This is a genomic window from Streptomyces sp. NPDC101225, from assembly GCF_044767585.1.
Classification (GTDB): domain Bacteria; phylum Actinomycetota; class Actinomycetes; order Streptomycetales; family Streptomycetaceae; genus Streptomyces.
This window is the reverse complement of the sequence record NZ_JBIWOE010000044.1, coordinates 48,119-65,890: the sequence shown is the minus strand read 5'-3', so window position 1 is coordinate 65,890 and position 17,772 is coordinate 48,119. Positions and strand designations below refer to the sequence as shown.

Annotated in this window: 15 protein-coding genes and 1 rRNA gene; 9 read left to right on the top strand and 7 right to left on the bottom strand. The window is 70.0% G+C overall.

Annotated features, from left to right (window positions below):
• A 5S ribosomal RNA gene (gene rrf, locus ACIRPX_RS38565) occupies window positions 1-93 on the top strand; the annotation flags it as partial.
• 69 nt (window positions 94-162) lie between these two features.
• Window positions 163-714, top strand: coding sequence for a GNAT family N-acetyltransferase (locus ACIRPX_RS38560; RefSeq protein ID WP_404204164.1), 552 nt, complete (start codon window positions 163-165; stop codon window positions 712-714).
• Between the two features lie 38 nt (window positions 715-752).
• On the opposite strand, the gene ACIRPX_RS38555 is transcribed toward ACIRPX_RS38560, so the two are convergent.
• The 6 genes from ACIRPX_RS38555 to ACIRPX_RS38530 all read right to left on the bottom strand — a co-directional run bounded on the left by ACIRPX_RS38555 (window position 753) and on the right by ACIRPX_RS38530 (window position 7,871).
• Window positions 753-2,261: a TraM recognition domain-containing protein gene (locus ACIRPX_RS38555; RefSeq protein ID WP_404204170.1), complete on the bottom strand. Its 1,509-nt coding sequence runs from the start codon at window positions 2,259-2,261 to the stop codon at window positions 753-755.
• Window positions 2,262-2,277: 16 nt separating this feature from the next.
• Complete coding sequence (locus tag ACIRPX_RS38550; RefSeq protein WP_404204161.1) at window positions 2,278-3,699, bottom strand: ATP-binding protein; 1,422 nt, start codon at window positions 3,697-3,699, stop codon at window positions 2,278-2,280.
• An 11-nt stretch (window positions 3,700-3,710) separates the two neighbouring features.
• Complete coding sequence (locus ACIRPX_RS38545; protein WP_404204159.1) at window positions 3,711-5,270, bottom strand: SCO6880 family protein; 1,560 nt, start codon at window positions 5,268-5,270, stop codon at window positions 3,711-3,713.
• Window positions 5,267-6,607 (bottom strand): hypothetical protein, encoded by a 1,341-nt coding sequence (locus ACIRPX_RS38540; RefSeq protein WP_404204157.1) that lies wholly within the window; start codon window positions 6,605-6,607, stop codon window positions 5,267-5,269. Before ACIRPX_RS38540 ends, ACIRPX_RS38545 begins: the two co-directional genes overlap by 4 nt.
• Complete coding sequence (locus ACIRPX_RS38535) at window positions 6,597-7,376, bottom strand: hypothetical protein (protein ID WP_404204155.1); 780 nt, start codon at window positions 7,374-7,376, stop codon at window positions 6,597-6,599. Before ACIRPX_RS38535 ends, ACIRPX_RS38540 begins: the two co-directional genes overlap by 11 nt.
• A 186-nt stretch (window positions 7,377-7,562) precedes the next feature.
• On the bottom strand, window positions 7,563-7,871 hold the full coding sequence (locus ACIRPX_RS38530; RefSeq protein ID WP_003991275.1) for a hypothetical protein: 309 nt from the start codon (window positions 7,869-7,871) through the stop codon (window positions 7,563-7,565).
• Between the two features lie 682 nt (window positions 7,872-8,553).
• On the opposite strand from ACIRPX_RS38530, the gene ACIRPX_RS38525 reads away from it, so the two are divergent.
• From ACIRPX_RS38525 to ACIRPX_RS38515, 3 genes are all read left to right on the top strand, one after another.
• On the top strand, window positions 8,554-9,327 hold the full coding sequence (locus tag ACIRPX_RS38525) for a trypsin-like serine peptidase (protein ID WP_404204153.1): 774 nt from the start codon (window positions 8,554-8,556) through the stop codon (window positions 9,325-9,327).
• A 327-nt stretch (window positions 9,328-9,654) separates the two neighbouring features.
• The gene (locus ACIRPX_RS38520) at window positions 9,655-10,662 is read left to right on the top strand and encodes an NlpC/P60 family protein (protein ID WP_404204151.1); all 1,008 of its coding nucleotides are present in this window, start codon (window positions 9,655-9,657) and stop codon (window positions 10,660-10,662) included.
• A 167-nt stretch (window positions 10,663-10,829) separates the two neighbouring features.
• Window positions 10,830-11,537, top strand: coding sequence for a phosphatase PAP2 family protein (locus tag ACIRPX_RS38515; protein WP_404204149.1), 708 nt, complete (start codon window positions 10,830-10,832; stop codon window positions 11,535-11,537).
• A 69-nt stretch (window positions 11,538-11,606) separates the two neighbouring features.
• Here the strand turns inward: ACIRPX_RS38515 and ACIRPX_RS38510 are convergent, their stop codons facing one another.
• The gene (locus tag ACIRPX_RS38510) at window positions 11,607-13,169 is read right to left on the bottom strand and encodes an FAD-binding oxidoreductase (RefSeq protein WP_404204147.1); all 1,563 of its coding nucleotides are present in this window, start codon (window positions 13,167-13,169) and stop codon (window positions 11,607-11,609) included.
• Between the two features lie 317 nt (window positions 13,170-13,486).
• Here ACIRPX_RS38510 and pstS point away from each other — a divergent pair, with 317 nt between their 5' ends.
• From pstS to pstB, 4 genes are all read left to right on the top strand, one after another.
• On the top strand, window positions 13,487-14,617 hold the full coding sequence (gene pstS / locus ACIRPX_RS38505) for a phosphate ABC transporter substrate-binding protein PstS (protein ID WP_404204145.1): 1,131 nt from the start codon (window positions 13,487-13,489) through the stop codon (window positions 14,615-14,617).
• Between the two features lie 134 nt (window positions 14,618-14,751).
• Window positions 14,752-15,741: a phosphate ABC transporter permease subunit PstC gene (pstC, locus tag ACIRPX_RS38500; RefSeq protein WP_404204143.1), complete on the top strand. Its 990-nt coding sequence runs from the start codon at window positions 14,752-14,754 to the stop codon at window positions 15,739-15,741.
• Entirely contained in the window at window positions 15,738-16,817 is a 1,080-nt protein-coding gene (pstA, locus tag ACIRPX_RS38495; RefSeq protein ID WP_404204141.1) for a phosphate ABC transporter permease PstA, read from the top strand. Before pstC ends, pstA begins: the two co-directional genes overlap by 4 nt.
• Window positions 16,818-16,884: 67 nt before the next feature.
• Window positions 16,885-17,661, top strand: coding sequence for a phosphate ABC transporter ATP-binding protein PstB (pstB, locus tag ACIRPX_RS38490; RefSeq protein WP_404204139.1), 777 nt, complete (start codon window positions 16,885-16,887; stop codon window positions 17,659-17,661).
• Window positions 17,662-17,772 lie beyond the last annotated feature (111 nt).

The following is a 17,772-nucleotide window of genomic DNA, read 5'->3' as shown; positions in this document are numbered from 1 at the left end:
ACGCCCGGTTACATTTCGAACCCGGAAGCTAAGCCTTACAGCGCCGATGGTACTGCAGGGGGGACCCTGTGGGAGAGTAGGACGCCGCCGAACAAAACTTCAGAAAACCCCCGTACCGATAATCGGTACGGGGGTTTTCTGCGTTCCGCTACCGTTGCGGGCATGAACTACAAGGTCCGTTCCATACACGCCGACGAGTGGCCCGAGGCGAAGGCTCTGCGGCTTGCCGCGCTGCAGGATCCCGTAGCGCATCTGGCCTTTCTGGAGACGTACGACCAGGCTCTGGCGCGGCCGGACTCCTTCTGGCAGGAGCGGGCCGTCGGCGGTGCCGAGGATGCCTCCGGGGCGCAGCAGATCATCGCCGAGGGACCCGACGGAGAGTGGGTCGGGACCTTGACCGTGCTCATCGAGGACGCGGGGACGACCGACTGGGCCGGGTTCCCGGTGGAGCGCAGGCAAGGGCATGTCGTGGCCGTCTTCGTCAGGCCCGAGTGCCGTGGCATCGGGCTGACCGAGGTGCTCTTCGACGCCGGGCTGGAGTGGGCGTGGTCGCGCGGTGCCGAGCGGGTGCGGCTCATCGTGCACGAGGACAACGGACGGGCCCAGCGGCTGTATCGGAAGGTCGGGTTCGAGCCGACCGGTGTGACCGTGCCGCTGGCGGCGGCTTCCGGTGGGTCCGAGCTGGAGTTCGCCGTCGAGCGGGATGCCGGCTGACGGGCCGAAGCCGGTGAACCTGGTCCGGTCCGCAGCGGCTAGACCGGGAGTTCGTCGTGCGGCCAGCGGGAGCGGCCCTGTTCCCGGGAGCGGAGCAGGGCCAGGGTCGGCAGGCCTCGCTCCGCCCCCGTGGCCAGCAGCTCCGGGAGCTGGGGAAGCGGAGCCACGGCGGCCACATCGTCGAGCACCAGCGTGAGTGGTGGGTCGAGGCGACCGGAAGATGACCGTTCGGCCATGTGCCGGCCGCGCTCGACCACGTTTGAGACGAGGGCCGTCAGGAGGGGCATCGCGCCCGGGTTGGTCCTGGGGTCCTCGATGGATTCCCCCACCACATAAAGCGTGCCCCCTTCGTGGACGAAGGAATCCAAGGCGAGGGCATCCGCCCGGTTTGGAGTGCAGGCCTCGCGGATGTTGACCGTGAAGAGGGAGGACAGTGCCCTGCTGGTCAACTCCTGTGCCATGTCGCGACGTTCGGGGTGCGCGGTGAGCGCGGCCTCGAGTTCGCCGGCGCAGCCGGGAGCCGCCTTGGGGTTCGTACGGAGGATGCGCACCGCGTCCTGGACCTGGGAGCCCTGGGCCCAGCGGTGGACATGGCGGGTGGTGCGGCCGTCGACGGCCGCGGCGTGCAGATAGCAACGCAGGAGCGTTTCGGCGGTCGCCGCCAGGGCCTGGTCGAGCTTGGCCGTGGGGCGGATCGCCGCGAGCAGCGCGGCGGACCTGGCCGTCGCCGTCTGCCGGTCCTCGCAGCCGGCCGTGGGGGACCAGTGCAGGCGCGCCGGAGTGTCACAGAGGTGGGCGGGGTCGTAGAGGAGGATGGGGCCCAGTTTCTGCCGGGCGTCCTTGGTGTCCGACCAGACCGCGGGGTTCGAGGTGATGACGACGGCCGCGCCCTCCGCGTCGCGCACGGCCTGGGTCGCGGTCACCTGGCGGCTTTCCCTCGGGGCCACGACGAGGCGTTCCTGGCCGGCCGTCACCGGTTCCCCGCCGAGGAGGGGGGTGGCGGGCGCGGCTTCCTCGTGCAGGGCGGTGGTCTCCGGCTGGGGTGGTGCGGTCCTGGGGGTCGGTACCTCGTGGTGCGTGGGCACGGGCGCTGGGGCGGGGGCGGGGGTCGGGGCGGGCTGCTCGACCGCCGTGTGATCCGCCGCCGGGCGGTGCCCGGCCGCCCGTTCCATGCGCCGCTTCAGGCGGACGGCACGCCAGCGTGCGACGGTCCCCATCACGAACACCGTCAGGACGACCAGCACCATCAGTTGCCCGATGAACAGGCCCCAGAAGAGGCCGTAACCGGAGAGCTGGTCCTGCGGGGTGTCGGGCCAGGCGCCGGTCATGTCGTGCGGCCGGCCGATGAGGTGGCGCATGGCGAGGGGGGTGCGGAGGAAGGTGACGCCGTGCGGCCAGCCGCCTCTGGCGAACCAGCCGGCGAGGCCCGTGGCCGACCACACCAGCAGCGTCATGCCGAGCAGGAAGGCGAGTATGCCGATCAGGAGGCCGTCCGGGATGCCGCCCTGGCTCTCCCGGCCTTCCCGTCTGCGGTCGTCCGGTCTCACCACGTCCCGCCCTCCCCTACGCCACCGTCGACTCGGACGGGCCCTCGTAGTCGCTCAGATGCTGTTCCACGAAGGCGGCCGCGCGCTCCTCCGCCTCCAGTTCGGCGGCGTGCAGGGCGTCGTCCGTGAGGTCGGTGGACGACTCGGTCATCGCGCGGTCGGTGAAGACCAGCGGGCGTTCCGTCTCGGTGATCAGGTGTTTGACGACCTGGACATTGCCGTTGACGTCCCAGACCGCGATGCCCGGGGTGAGCGTGGGGATGATCTCCACGGCCCATCGGGGCAGGCCCAGCACCCGTCCGGTCGCCCGTGCCTCGTCGGCCTTCTGGGCGTAGATCGTCCGGGTCGACGCCATCTTCAGGATCGCGGCCGCCTCCTTGGCCGCGGCCCCGTCCACCACGTCGGACAGATGGTGGACGACCGCGACGAAGGACAGGCCCAGCCGCCGGCCGAACTTGAGCAGCCGCTGGAACAGCTGGGCCACGAAGGGGCTGTTGATGATGTGCCAGGCCTCCTCGACCAGGAAGATGCGCTTCTTCCGGTCGGGGCGGATCCAGGTGTGCTCCAGCCACACACCGACGATCGCCATCAGGATCGGCATGGCGATGGAGTTGCGGTCGATGTGCGACAGGTCGAAGACGATGAGGGGTGCGTCGAGGTCGATGCCGACCGTCGTCGGGCCGTCGAACATGCCCCTGAGGTCACCGTCGACCAGACGGTCCAGCACCAGCGCGACGTCCAGGCCCCAGGCCCGTACGTCGTCCGTGGCGACGTTCATCGCCTCGGCGGACTCCGGTTCGGGGTGGCGCAGCTGCTCGACGATGTCGGTGAGGACCGGCTGGCGCTCGACGATCGTCTCGTTGACGTAGGCGTGCGCGACCTTGAGGGCGAACCCGGAGCGCTCGTCGAGGCCGTGGCCCATCGCCACCTCGATGATGGTCCGCAGCAGGGCGAGCTGACCGGTGGTGGTGATCGCCGGGTCGAGGGGGTTGAGGCGGATGCCGTGGTCCAGGGCGGCCGTCGGGTCCAGGCGGATGGGAGTTATCCCCAGCTCCTGCGCGATCAGGTTCCACTCGCCGACGCCGTCCTCGCCCTGGGCGTCGAGGACGACGACCTGGCGGTCGCGGAAGCGCAGCTGCCGTAGGACGTAGGTCTTCTCCAGGGCCGACTTGCCGTTGCCGGACTCCCCGAGGACCAGCCAGTGGGGGGCCGGGAGCTGCTGGCCGTAGAGCTGGAAGGGGTCGTAGATGTACCCCTTGCCGGAGTACACCTCGCGGCCGATGATGACGCCGGAGTCGCCGAGGCCGGGTGCGGCCGTGGGCAGGTAGACCGCCTGGGCCTGGCCCGTGGAGGTGCGCACCGGCAGGCGGGTCGTCTCGACCTTCCCGAACAGGAAGGCCGTGAAGGCGTCGGTGAGGACGGACAGCGGATCCCGCATGCGTGTGGTCCCTACCTTCGGATGCCGGTGGCGAACGGAAGTGTGTTCACGAACGCGCGATGGTGTTCGCGGTCGCACCACTCCAGCTTCAGGTACGACTTTCCGGCCGACGCCCGGATGGTCCGCTTGTCGCGGGCCAGGGCCTCGGGGGAGCGGGAGGAGACGGTGATGTAGCCGACGAGGTTGACGCCGGCCGCGCCACTGGCGAGGTCCTCGCCGCGCTGGTCCAGGCGGTTGTGGGCGGCGATGTCACGGGGGTCCACGGTGCGGTTCATCTTGGCGGCGCGGGAGGCCTCCGCCACGTCGTTGGTCTTCTCGGTCAGCATGCGTTCGATGGCTACCTCGGTGGGCTCGAGATCCATCGTCACGGCGACCGTTCGGATGACGTCCGGGGTGTGGACCAGCAGCGGGGCCAGGAAGTTCACGCCCACCGGGGTCATCGGCCACTCCTTCACCCAGGCGGTGGCGTGGCACCAGGGGGCGCGTGTGGCCGACTCCCGGGTCTTGGCCTGGAGGAACGTCGGCTCCATGGCGTCCAGCTCGGCCGGCCAGGCGTTGCGCTTGGTCATCGCCTGGATGTGGTCGATCGGGTGGTCCGGGTCGTACATGGAGTGGATCAGGGAGGCGAGGCGTCCCTGGCCCAGGGGCTGGCGCACCCGGATGTCGGCCTCCTGGAGGCGCGAGCAGATGTCGGTGAGCTCGCGGGCCATGACGACGGCGAGACCCGCGTCCCGGTCCGTCCTGCGGCCGCTCTGCGGGCGGGCCGCCCGCGCCATCGCGTGCGCCTCGGCCGCGAGTTCGCGGGTGAAGTGCATGCAGGCGACGAGGTAGGCGCGGTGCTGCTCGCTGCTCGTCGACACCATCGACTGGAGCTGGTCGTAGGACTCCTGCAGCCAGCCCAGGGCCTTCTCGTCGCCCCGTACGGCGACGTCCTTGGCGTGGGCGTCCGGGTCGGCGGGCAGGGTGCGGGCGAGCATCTGGAGGCGGGTGACGAAGCCGTCGCCGTTGGCGACGTGCTTGAGCAGGGTGCCGAAGCGGTCGACGAGGGCTTCCTGGTCCTCGGAGTCGCGCAGGCCGACCCCGGGTCCCTCGATCTCGATGGCCGCGGTGACCGTTCTGCGGTCCGCGTGCAGCAGTACGGCGATCTCGTCCGGTCCGAAGGGGGCCGCGAGCCAGGTGATGCGGCCGATGCCGGGCGGAGGCCCGATCTCGACCTCGCGCCCGTCGAGCCGGGTGCCGGCCTCGACGACCCCCGAGCGGTACAGCGTGCCCCGCTTCAGGGTGCGCTTGTAACTGCGGTTGATCTCGAACCACTTGTAGAACGTGCGGTGCCGGTACGGCACGTACACCGCGGCCAGCGCGATCAGCGGAAAGCCCATCAGCAGCACGATGCGCAGCGAGAGGACGGGGACGACGAGCCCGCACATCATGCCGAGGAAGGCGCCCGCGATGATCAGCACGATCTCGCCGGACTCGCGGTTGCGGCCGACGACCGCGTTCGGCCGGGCGCGGCCGATGAGATAGGTACGGCGGGGCGTGACCGGATGGGACAGGTGGGACTCGGTCGTCAACGCCCTTCACCTCCAGTGCGGTTGGTACTGCTGTTGCGGGTGCTGCTGGCGTGTGGGGTGTTCACCGGGCTCGACGAACGGGGTGCGGGTGCGGCGGAGGGGACGGAACCGCCGCCACCGCCGTTCGGCGTCCGGGTGCTGTGCGCGGCGACTCCGCCGGTGGCCGGGTTGGCCGGGCGGGCGCCGCCGGAGGACGACTGGCCGCCGCCTCCGTTGTCGTTGGCGCGGGCGCTGTGGGTCTTGATGCCCTGGGCGACCATGGTGGCGGGGGAGCTGATGACCGCGGCGGCCTTGCCCTCGGCGCCCTGCATGATGCGGTTGTTGCGGCCGTTCGCGATCTCGTCGCCGAAGCCGGGCACGAAGCGGTAGATCATCGCGCTGGCGAAGATGGCGAGCAGGATGATGGCGAGGCCGGAGACGACCGCCGAGAAGGAGTCGGGGCCGCCGTCGGTGGACAGCGCTCCCGCGAGGCCGAGCACGATCACGATGACCGGCTTCACCAGGATCACCGCGATCATGATGCCCGCCCAGCGGCGGACGTGGCCCCACAGGTTCTTGTCGACCAGGCCGGCGTAGACGACGGTGCCGAGGAGGGCGCCGACGTACAGGAGCGCGGCGCGGATGACCAGCTCCAGCCACAGGACGCCGGCGGCGAGGATGCTGACCAGGGAGACGACGATCAGCATGATGGGGCCGCCGCCGATGTCGTTGCCCTTGTCGAGGGCGCCGGAGAAGGTGCCGAAGAAGGTGTCGGTCTGGTCGCCGGTGGTCTTGGCGAGGACGTCCGTGACGCCGTCGGTGGCCGATACGACGGTGTAGAGGATCAGGGGGGTGAAGGCCGAGGCCAGGACCGTCAGCCAGAGGAAGCCGATCGCCTCGGAGATGGCCGTCGTGAGGGGGACGCCTCTGACGGCCCGCTTGGCCACGGCGAGGAGCCACAGCAGGAGGGTGAGGATGGTGGAGGCGGCGAAGACGACGGCGTACTGCTGAAGGAACTTGGTGTTCGTGAAGTCGACGTTCGCCGTCTCCTTCACCGCGTCGCTGAGCTTGTCGATGGTCCAGGAGGCGGCGTCGGCACAGCCCTTGGCGAGGGAGGAGAGGGGGTCGAGGGTCGATGTGGGGTCGTCGTTGATCGACCCGCCGTTCGACTTGCTGTTGTGGTCGCTCTCGCAGAGGGACCGGGCGGCTCCCTGGATGAGGCGGCAGGGGTCCTCACTGGTGGTCGGTGACGGTGTGGACGACGGTGCCGCGAAAGCTCGGGTCGCCAGCAGCACGGCCGTCGTCTGCAAGGTCGTGACCACGGCTGCGATCTTGAGTACACGGTGCTTACCGGGCATAGGTGAAGCCTCCGTACTCCTCGACGGCCTTGGCCATCTCGTCGGCGCTGGATGCCTTGTCGTCACCTGGGACTGGTGCCGGTCCTGCCTTCTGGGACTGCGTGACGATCTTCCAGTCCCCGCCGGACCACCGGAGCTGGAGGGTGTCGGTGAACCAGCTGTTGGTGACCGGGTTCGTGGATTTCTCTCCCGCGAGACCGAGCAGGCCGCTGCACCAGACCTCCACGGTCGCGTCGTTGTCGGACGCAGCCGTGACCTTGGTCCCGATCGGGCTCGTCCGTGACACGAAGGTGTAGCCCGAAGGCGTGGAGCCGTCCTCGTTCAGGCCGACGGCCTTGTTGAACGCCGGTGTGTAGGCCTTGTCCAGCGTCGACTCGAAGTCCGTCACCCGGGACGGGGTGATGATGTCCTGCAGGATGGCGTCCCGCCTGACCTTGCTGAACATGTCGGCCGAGCTCAGGGCCACGGCGTAGTTCGCCGCCGCGCTCTGGGCGCCCTGCTGGTCGTGTGCGTATCCCGACCGCACCGGCTTCGTTCCGCTTGCGGACGTGGGTGATGTCTTCGGTTTGCCGGCCGAGCCGGAGGAGGATGAGGAATCGTCTCCTCCACGGTTCGCGAAGGCGATCGCGGCGATCAGCAGGACGACCACGCCGACCACCGTGACCAGGCTCCGGGAGGACGAACGGCCGCCGCGCCGTGCGCCTCCGTACACGTCACCGCCGCCCTCGGGCAGCCTCGTCCGGGTCTGCCCCTCGTCTCCGGGACTCATACCGCGTACGCCCTCTCCACCTCGTGGACATACGACGGTAGCCGGGCTGGTTCCCGCGTGGGCGCGGTGTGGTGACTCGACATCAGGGAAACGCAACCTCTGCCGGTGGGCACGACGGGCGGGTGGGGTTGAGGGGGACCGGGCGGGCCCGGAGAGGAGGTGCAGGGCGCCTGCCGTCGGCGGACGCTAGACGGCCATGCCGTACACGATGGTGAAGAGCGTGCCCAGGGAGCCGATGATGAAGACGCCCGTGAGGCCGGCGATGATGAGGCCCTTGCCCTGTTCCGCGCTGAAGGTGTCGCGCAGCGCCGTCGCGCCGATGCGCTGCTTCGCGGCGCCCCAGATGGCGATGCCGAGGCAGAGGAGGATGGCGACCGCCATCACCACCTCGATCATCACCTTGGCCTCGTTGCCCAGGCTGCCGAAGGGGCCCCAGTCAGGAGCGATCCCGCCGATGATGGTGTTGATGTCTCCCTTGTCGGCCGCAAAGAGCATGTAAGTCACCGCCCCTGGTGGGTAGTTCCGCAGTCCTCTGCGGGGGCGCAGAGGTCAGGCTCATTCTCGCCGACAATGCCGCCGCCGTATGTCGACTTGGCGTCATTGCCTGGTGGGTTTCGTACGAATAGCACTTAGGTCACTCTGTGTATCACGGCAGGTCACGCCGGGCAATGAGGCCTGGGCGGAACCTCGGGTGTGGTTCCGTCGTTAACCGCCGTTACGGCCCGATTCGTTCCTGACGGTCGGGCAGAGTGAGGGGTCGGGCCCCTGTGCTCGGGGTGACGGAGGAAGAGTATCCCGGTGCGGCGGGCGGGCCGCGACTCGTCCCGGCGGCCCGCCCGGTGACGGAGAGTCAGCGGCGGGCGACGTGGCGACGGGCCGCGGGCGGCCGGCCGCGAGGGCGGGGTGCGACGGCGGGGTGCGGGGGCGGGCATGGCCGGCATCGGTCCCGCGCACAGGAAACACACAGGTCGACGACGTCGGGAGGCGTCCTGGGCGGTCCGCCAGTACGGTGGGAGTGGTTCCCGGGGGGAGTGTGGGACGGAGGGCAGTCAGGCATGAGTGTGACGCCGGTTGGTCCGACAGGCCGCGCTCCCCGGGTGCCGCGGACGCCGTTCACGGTGAGATCCCGGTGAACGGCAGACCTCTTTCTCACCTTCGTCGGCCACAGTGGGTGCCGATGAAGCGCACCTCACGTATCGACAGCCGAATCAGCGGCCCCGTGTACGCCATGGTCCTGATCCTCGTCTCGGCCTTCACCTCGTCCTCGCTGGCGAAGGCCGACGACGGCCCCGGGCCCTTCGGGGTGACCGTGACCGCGGCGGCGGGGGGCCAGAGCGCGCGGGTGGGGGCGCTGTTCGGCGCCGGCCGCGGATCCCCGTCGGCCGGCGGGCACTTCTGCACCGCCTCGGTGGTGCACAGCCCGAACCGCGACCTCGTCGTCACCGCCGCCCACTGCCTGGACGGGGGCGGGGACCTCGTGTTCGTGCCGGGGTACAGGGACGGGCGGGCGCCGTACGGAGTGTGGAGCGTCCGCCGGTCGTTCCTGCCCGACGGGTGGGCCAAGGGGCAGGACGAGGACAGCGACGTCGCCTTCGCCGTCGTCGAGGACCGGGACGGCAAGGGCGTCGAGGACGCCGTCGGCGGGAACCGGTTCGTGACCGGCACGCGGACCGGGGCCACCGCCGTCACCGTCACCGGCTATCCGAACTCCGGCGAGGCCCCGGTCAGCTGCACCAACAAGCCGACCGCGCACAGCCCCACCCAGCAGCGGATCGAGTGTCCCGGTCTGTCGGGCGGGACCAGCGGCAGTCCCTGGGTCAACGGGGACCGGGAGGTCGTCGGCGTCCTGGGCGGGCACGAGAAGGGCGGCCTGACGGACGACGTCTCCTACAGCGTCGTGCTGGGCACGGAGGCGGCGGAACTGTACCGGGACGCCGCCGCCGATCCCTGACGGGTCCCGCCGGTGCCGGGGGCGGTGCGGAGCACCGGGGCGCGGTGACGTGCGGCCGGGGTGCGCCGTAGCGCGCCATCGGCCGTCCGGGCGCCCGCTGTCCGAGCGCGGGCTGGGCGTGCGCCCCGTTCCGGGCGGCGTACGGCGCATAGTGGTTCCCGTTTGGCGCGTAACCCCCTTGTGGGGCGCACGGGTTCCCCGGCGGCGGGTTGCGCGGCGGGTGCGGCCTCGCCACGTGCCGTTTCCCCCTTCGGCCGGTCACCCCGTATCGCGGCACGCGCCCCTACACTGACGTGGGCGAACGGACTCCTGGGCGGTGAGGGGCGGTTGACGGTGCGTAAGGCATGGATCGCAGCGACGGTTGCCGTCGGTTCGGCCATGGCCTTCGTGATGCTGCTCGTCGTCGGGGTGTACATCGTCGCCGGAAACCTGATCAACGGTGTGGGCGGGGGGACGAAGGAGCTGGCCAAGGGGGCGGTGCCCGCCGCGTACTCGCCCATCGTGCAGAAGTGGGGCAACCTCTGCCCCGCCCTCAACCCCGCGCTGCTCGCCGCCCAGCTCTACCAGGAGAGCGGGTTCAACCCGAAGGCCCGGAGCGCGGCGGCCGCCGAGGGGATAGCGCAGTTCATCCCGGGCACCTGGGCCACGCACGGCATCGACGGCAACGGCGACGGCGTCCGCGACGTCTGGGACCCCCGGGACGCGATCCCGTCCGCCGCGTCGTACGACTGCCAGCTCGCCTCGTACGTGAAGGACGTCCCCGGGAACCTGACCGAAAACATGCTGGCCTCGTACAACGCCGGGTCCTATGCGGTGATCAAGTACGGGGGCGTGCCGCCGTACAAGGAGACGCGCAACTACGTCAAGACGATCACGACGCTGGAGGAGAGCTTCGCCGCTCCCGTCACCCGGGTCGACCCGTCCAAGCAGGCCGCGGGCGCCATCTACTACGCGCAGAAGAAGCTCGGCACGCCCTATCTGTGGGGAGGCAACGGAACGGCCGCCGACAGCGGGCGTTTCGACTGCTCGGGGCTGACCAAGGCCGCGTACGAGAGTGTCGGGGTCACGCTGCCCAGGGTCGCCAACGACCAGTACAACGCGGGACCGCACCCCGGGCGCGACGAGCTGCTCCCCGGCGATCTGGTGTTCTTCTCCACCGACCCGGCCGACTCCCGGGCCATCCACCACGTGGGGATCTACGTCGGCGGCGGCTACATGATCGACGCGCCGCGGACCGGTGCCGTGATCCGGTTCGACCCCATCGACACCGGTGAGTACTTCGGCGCCACGAGGGTCACCGAAGATGGCGCGAAAGCATTGCCCACGACGGTGTGAGCTGAGCGTGAACCCACCCCCTGAGCTGCACTGATGTGTCTCTCTTCGATAACGTCTGCGTGATCATTCGGTGGACTGTGGAACGTACTAAGCGGGACCGTGCGTTCCTGTTCACGTAGGCGTGTGCGAGCGCGCCCGGCAGCAGACGACGAAGGAGCCGCAGCACCATGGCTGGACTCGCCGAATCCGGGTCGAACCCCGACGTCGACCTGCTCTACGACATCAACGGCCTGGCCCAGGACGCGCCGCACTGGTTCGACCGGGGCATGGCCTTCGTCGGTGAGTACGGGCTGCCGGCCGCCATGGTGCTGCTCGTGGTCTGGTGCTGGTGGTCCGTGCGGCGCCGGGGCGGGCAGGACGCCGCCTCGTCCGTGGCCGCGCTGGTGTGGGCCCCGCTGGCCGCCGCGCTCGCCGTGCTGGTGAACGTGCCGATACGGGGCTTCGTCGAACGGCCCCGGCCCTTCCGTACCCACCAGGGGCTGGACGTCCTGGTGTCCGGCAAGACCGACTACTCGTTCGTGAGCGACCACGCGACGATCACCATGGCCCTGGGGGTCGGGCTGTTCGTCGCCCACCGCAAGTTCGGTCTCGTCGGGATCGGGCTGGCCCTGCTCGAAGGGTTCTGCCGGGTCTACATGGGGGTGCACTACCCGACCGACGTGGTGGGCGGGTTCGCGCTCGGCACGGCGGTCGCGCTGCTGCTCTCGCCCGTCGCGATGGCCCTGCTGACGCCGCTGATGGCGGCGGTCGGGCGGTCGTCGTGGGGCGGCCCGCTGGTGTGGTCCCGCTCGCGCTCGGCGACGGGGCGGGACGCCGTGATCCCGGAGGCCCGGTCCGGGGCGGCGGGGCCGCAGGAGCGGGACCTCGCGGCCTGAGCGCGCGGCCGGCCGCGCCGCCGGCCGCCGGCGTCGTGGAAACCCGGAACAGGCGCGGTGCGGCGGGCCCTACAGCGCCTGCGGGTAGGTGAAGAAGCGGTTCGGGTCGTACTGCTTCTTCAGCGTCGCCAGGCGGGTCGCCGCGTCACCGTAGTAGGCCTTGCGCCAGTTCGTGAGCGTCGGGTCCGTGTAGTTCTGGTAGGCCGCCCCGGAGGCGTACGGCTTCATCGCGTCGTGGGCCGAGGTCAGCCAGGACTGGGCGGTGGAGCCCGTCGTGCCGGCCCGCCAGGACGCGATGTACTGCGCCAGCATGCGGGAGCGGCGGTGGACGAAGGCCGTGGCGGTGGGGGAGACGCGGTTGACCGCGCCGCCGAGGGCCGTCAGGGCGATGCTGCCGGAGCCGCCGCGTACCGACGTCATCTGCCTGAGCAGGGTCTGTATCCCGGCGGCCGAGAGCGAGCGGTCGAAGAAGTCGGAGCGTGCCGCGTACGTCTCCCTGCCGAGTGCGCCCTGCGTTGAGCGGCCCGGGGTGGGGCCGGGGAGGTGGCACTGCGCCTGGGAGGAGAAGGAGGAGCAGCCGGCGTAGATCTCCATGGCCTCCTCGTAGCCGCGGCGGCGCAGCGAGACGCTGCTCGCGTTGGCGCCGACCTTGTCGGCCAGGCGGTCCACCGCGTTCTTCAGCTCGCCGTAGCCGCCGACGGAGAAGCAGGCGACGGAGACGGTCGGGGTGCCTCCCGCGGCGTTCGCCAGGTGCAGCGCGGACCAGATCTCGTCGGGCTGGCTCGGGCCCCACTCCTGCCAGGCCCTGACCACCGCGGCCGCCTTCGACCAGGGCCAGGTGAGATAGCCCGTCACGGCCTGCGGGGCCGGATGGGTCCTGAAGTGCAGTTCGGTCACGACGCCGAAGTTGCCGTTGCCCGCGCCGCGCAGGGCCCAGAACAGGTCCTTGTGCTCGGTGGCGCTGGCGACGAGTTCCTTGCCGTCCGCCGTGATCAGGGTCGCCCGGGTGAGGTTGTCGCAGGTCAGTCCGTAGGCCCGGGAGACCACGCCGTGGCCGCCGCCGAGGACCAGGCCGGAGACGCCGACCGTGGGGCAGGAGCCGGCGGGGATGGTCACGCCCTTCGCGGCGAGACCGCGGTAGACGTCGATCAGCTTGGCGCCGGCGCCGACGACGGCCTGGCCGCCGCTCACCCGGATCTGCTTCAGCCGGGAGACGTCGAGGACCAGCTTGCCGTTGCCCGAGGACCAGCCGGCGTAGGAGTGGCCGCCGTTGCGGATCGCGACCCGGATGTGGTGGGCGCGGGCGTAGGCGAGGACCGTACGGATGTCGTCGGTGTGGGCGGCGTAGGCCACGGCCGCGGGCTTCAGGCCGTCGAAGCGGGTGTTGTAGAGCTGGTGGGCCGCGGCCCAGTCGGCCTCGCCCGGGCGTATCAGGGTGCCGTCCAGGCCGTGCGCGAGAGCGGTCCAGTTCGCGGGGGCGGCGGGGGTTCCGGTGGCCCGGACCGACGTACCGGTGGACGATGAGGAGGACGACGAACTGCTGGTGTCCGCGTCGGCGGCCCCGCCCTTGCAGGCCGTGGCGAGCGCGGCCAGGGCGGCCGTGCCGCCGCCTATGAACGTACGCCGTTGCATGCTGTGCCTCCCGATTGCTCTCGGGGAACGAGACGGCTCGCCGACCTCATGGGTTCCAGAAGGAAGTATCACCGCTCTGCCACCGTGGACCGGAACCAGGGTGTGCCCTCGCCGTAAGCGTTCCGTGACCTAACCACAACGTCTGCAGGGGTTCACCTCGCGTTCATTTGCGGCCATCGGCGGCTTCACCTGATCTGCCTAATTTCGGCCTTACGCGACGCGGGCCGCTCGAAGTGGGGCGACCTCAGGTCGCCCAAGTTTTCGACTCCGCACGCCGCCGGATTCAGGACGGCGGCTCCTGGAAGGAACTCTTTCAAGTGAAGCTTCAGCGCATGAATCGGCGGGCCATCGCCCTCGGTGCCATCGCCGCGTCGAGCGCCCTGGTCCTCACGGCGTGCGGTTCGGACGACAACAGCAGCGGCGGCAGCAGCAGCGCATCCTCGTCGACGAACGCCAGCGCCATCAAGTGTGCGGACGCCAAGGGCCAGCTCCTGGCCTCCGGTTCCACCGCGCAGCAGAACGCCATGGCCACCTGGTCCAAGAACTTCATGCAGGCGTGCTCCAGCGTCCAGGTCAACTACAAGGGCGTCGGCTCCGGTGCGGGCATTCAGGAGTTCCTGCAGGGCAGCACCTCGTTCGCGGGCTCCGACTCGGCGCTGAAGCCGGAGGAGATGGCGCAGTCCAAGAAGGTCTGCAGCGACAGCCAGGCCATCGACCTTCCGATGGTCGGCGGGCCGATCGCCCTGATCTACAACCTGCCCGGTGTGGACGGCCTCGTCCTGGACGCCTCCACCACGGCCAAGATCTTCGACGGCAAGATCACGAAGTGGAACGACAAGGCGATCCAGAAGCTGAACCCGGACGCCAAGCTGCCCGGCACGTCCATCCAGGCCTTCCACCGCACCGAGGACTCGGGCACCACGGACAACTTCACCAAGTACCTGAAGGCCGCCGCCCCCGACGACTGGAAGTACAGCGGCGGCAAGTCCTGGCAGGCCAAGGGCGGCCAGTCCGCCAAGGGTTCCTCCGGTGTCGCGGCGGGCGTCAAGCAGACCCAGGGCGCCATCGGCTACGACGAGATGTCGTACGCCACCTCCAACAAGCTCCAGACGGCCAAGCTGGACACCGGTGCCTCCGCGCCGGTCGAGCTGACCACCGACAGCGCCTCGAAGGCGATCTCGGCCGGCAAGGTCGTCGGCACCAACGGTGACCTCTCCCTCCAGCTCGACTACGCCACCAAGGAGGACGGCGCCTGGCCGATCGTCCTGGTGACCTACGAGATCGCCTGCCAGAAGGGCAACAAGGCCGAGACCCTGCCCGCCACCAAGGCGTTCCTGAACTACATCGCCAGCGAGGACGGCCAGGCGACGCTGAAGGACCAGGGCTACGCCCCGCTGCCCGACGAGATCGCCACCAAGGTCCGCTCGGCGATCGACTCCCTCGCCTGATCGCCACGAGCAGGAAGACGACGGCATGAGACTGGTCCCGTGGTCCACCGACCGCGGGACCGGCCCCATGACCGTCCCCCATCCGGTGCACCGCCGCCGGGGGTGAGATCCCCCCACCCAGACCGGAGAAATCCATGGGAATACCCGTACAGCAAGAAGCACCCGCGCCCGACGCGGGCACGAGTACACGAACCGTCACCCGCCCCGGTGACCGCGTCTTCGCCGGCCTCTCCCGGGGCTCCGGCATCCTGCTGCTCGTGATCATGGCCGCCATCGCGGTCTTCCTCACCACCCGTGCCGTGAGCGCCATCTCCAAGGACCACGGCAACTTCCTCACGACGTTCGAGTGGAACGCCAACGCCACCCCGGCGGTCTTCGGCATCGCGGTCCTGCTGTACGGCACGGTCGTCAGCTCGATCGTCGCGATGGTCCTGGCGGTCCCGATCGCGATCGGCATCGCGCTCTTCATCACGCACTACGCGCCGCGCCGGCTGGCCGGCCCGCTCGCGTACATCATCGACCTGCTCGCCGCCGTCCCCAGCATCGTCTACGGCCTGTGGGGGGCGCTCTTCCTGGTGCCGCACATGGAAGGGACGACGGCGTGGCTGGACCAGTACTTCGGCTGGACCGTCATCTTCGACCAGTCCAACCCCGGTACCGCGCCCCGCAACCTGTTCACCGTGGGCATCCTGCTGGCGATCATGATCCTGCCGATCATCACCAACGTCAGCCGTGAGGTCTTCCGCCAGGTCCCGCTCGCGCACGAGGAGGCCGCGCTGGCCCTGGGCGCCACGCGGTGGGAGGTCATCCGCATGTCGGTCCTCCCCTTCGCCCGCTCCGGCATCATCAGCGCCTCCATGCTCGGCCTGGGCCGCGCGCTCGGCGAGACCATGGCCGTGGCCACCGTGCTCTCGTCCTCGGACGTGCTGAGCCTGCACCTGCTCGACCCGGGCGGCGGCACCTTCGCCGCGAACATCGCCTCGCACTACGGCGAGGCCACGGGGCTCGGTCTGAACGCCCTGATCGCCTCCGGTCTGGTGCTGTTCGTGATCACCCTCGTGGTGAACGGCGCGGCCCGGGTGATCATCGCCCGCCGCAAGGAGTACTCGGGGGCCAACGCATGAGCGAGACCATCACCCACAAGCGTCCGGCCGCGGGTCCCCGCGTCCCCGGCTCGGCCCTGTCCCATCGCAGGATGCCCCGCTGGGCTCCGGTCGCCATCGCCGCGGGGGCGATCGCCCTCGGCGTGCTGATCGGGATCGTGTTCGGCCTGTCCAGCAGGATCCAGTGGGGCCTGATCGCCCTGATCCTCTTCATCGCCGGCACCTATGTGATCACCTCCGTCGTGGAGGACCGCCGGCAGGCCAAGGACCGCGTGGCCACCAGCCTGGTCTGGGCCTCCTTCGTGGTCGCGGTCGTCCCGCTGTACTCGCTGGTCGAGGAGACCGTCGTGCGCGGCGTGAAGGCCCTCGACGGGAACTTCCTCAGCCACTCGATGGCGGGCGTGCTCGCCACCGACGACGGGGGCGGTGTCTACCACGCGATCATCGGCACCCTGGAGCAGGTGGGCCTCGCCTCCCTGATCGCCGTCCCGATCGGCGTGCTGACCGCCGTCTACCTGGTCGAGTACGGACGGGGCAAGCTGGCCCTGGCCGTCACCTTCTTCGTGGACGTCATGACGGGCATTCCGTCGATCGTCTCCGGTCTGTTCATCCTGTCCTTCTGGATCCTCACCCTCGGCTTCCACTACTCCGGTTTCGCCGGTTCGCTCGCCCTGGTCATCCTGATGATCCCGGTCGTCGTCCGGTCGACCGAGGAGATGCTGAAGCTCGTGCCGAACGAGTTGCGCGAGGCGTCCCTGGCCCTCGGCGTGCCCAAGTGGCGCACCATCCTGAAGGTGGTCCTGCCCACCGCCATCGGCGGCATCATGACCGGCATCATGCTGGCCGTGGCCCGCATCGCCGGTGAGACCGCCCCGGTCCTGCTGCTCGTGTTCGGCAACCAGCTGATCAACAACGACCCGTTCGACGGGCCGCAGTCGTCGCTGCCGTACTACATCTACGAGCAGTACGTCGGCGGTACGCCGCAGGCGTACGACCGTGCCTGGTCGGCGGCGCTCGTCCTGATCGCCTTCGTGATGATCCTGAACCTGGTGGCCCGGGCGATCGCCCGCTGGAAGGCCCCGAAGACCGGTCGCTGAGGCGACAATTTCCGGCTCCGCCGGGCGGGGCCATCGGCGACCGAAGAAATCTGGAAGTGACGTAATCATGGCCAAGCGAATCGACGTCAGCGGACTGACCGCCTACTACAGCTCCCACAAGGCGATCGAGGACATCTCGATGACCGTGGAGCCCCGCACCGTGACGGCCTTCATCGGCCCCTCCGGCTGCGGCAAGTCGACGTTCCTGCGCACCCTCAACCGCATGCACGAGGTCACCCCGGGCGGCCGGGTCGAGGGCAAGGTGCTGCTGGACGACCAGGACCTGTACGGCACCGGGGTCGACCCGGTGTCCGTACGGCGCGAGATCGGCATGGTGTTCCAGCGCCCGAACCCCTTCCCCACGATGTCGATCTTCGACAACGTGGCCGCGGGGCTGCGGCTGAACGGCAACTACAAGAAGAGCGAACTCGGCGACATCGTCGAGAAGTCGCTCAGGGGCGCGAACCTCTGGAACGAGGTCAAGGACCGCCTGAACAAGCCCGGCGCGGGTCTGTCCGGTGGTCAGCAGCAGCGTCTGTGCATCGCCCGCGCGATCGCGGTCGAGCCGAAGGTGCTGCTCATGGACGAGCCCTGCTCCGCCCTGGACCCGATCTCCACCCTCGCCATCGAGGACCTGATCGGTGAGCTCAAGGAGCGCTTCACGATCGTCATCGTGACGCACAACATGCAGCAGGCGGCGCGCGTCTCGGACCGTACGGCGTTCTTCAACCTCGCCGCCGTCGGGCAGCCCGGCAAGCTGATCGAGATCGACGACACGGAGCGGATCTTCTCCAACCCGTCGGTCCAGGCGACCGAGGACTACATCTCCGGCCGCTTCGGCTAGGCCGGCAGGACCCCCCGCGGTGCTGCATGGCGGTGCCACCGCGGGGACGATAGGGGCCCGCCCCCGGCTCCCGGGGGCGGGCCCGTCGTCGTCGCCGCCCGAAGGGGCCCC

Bases quoted from the DNA above. Each gene is read 5' to 3' on its own strand.
- ACIRPX_RS38540 (WP_404204157.1), bottom strand. From the start codon at position 6,607: ATGCCCGGTAAGCACCGTGTACTCAAGATCGCAGCCGTGGTCACGACC.
- ACIRPX_RS38525 (WP_404204153.1), top strand. From the start codon at position 8,554: ATGAAGCGCACCTCACGTATCGACAGCCGAATCAGCGGCCCCGTGTAC.
- ACIRPX_RS38510 (WP_404204147.1), bottom strand. From the start codon at position 13,169: ATGCAACGGCGTACGTTCATAGGCGGCGGCACGGCCGCCCTGGCCGCG.
- ACIRPX_RS38530 (WP_003991275.1), bottom strand. From the start codon at position 7,871: ATGCTCTTTGCGGCCGACAAGGGAGACATCAACACCATCATCGGCGGG.
- ACIRPX_RS38515 (WP_404204149.1), top strand. From the start codon at position 10,830: ATGGCTGGACTCGCCGAATCCGGGTCGAACCCCGACGTCGACCTGCTC.
- ACIRPX_RS38560 (WP_404204164.1), top strand. From the start codon at position 163: ATGAACTACAAGGTCCGTTCCATACACGCCGACGAGTGGCCCGAGGCG.
- ACIRPX_RS38535 (WP_404204155.1), bottom strand. From the start codon at position 7,376: ATGAGTCCCGGAGACGAGGGGCAGACCCGGACGAGGCTGCCCGAGGGC.
- pstA (WP_404204141.1), top strand. From the start codon at position 15,738: ATGAGCGAGACCATCACCCACAAGCGTCCGGCCGCGGGTCCCCGCGTC.
- ACIRPX_RS38550 (WP_404204161.1), bottom strand. From the start codon at position 3,699: ATGCGGGATCCGCTGTCCGTCCTCACCGACGCCTTCACGGCCTTCCTG.
- pstB (WP_404204139.1), top strand. From the start codon at position 16,885: ATGGCCAAGCGAATCGACGTCAGCGGACTGACCGCCTACTACAGCTCC.
- pstC (WP_404204143.1), top strand. From the start codon at position 14,752: ATGGGAATACCCGTACAGCAAGAAGCACCCGCGCCCGACGCGGGCACG.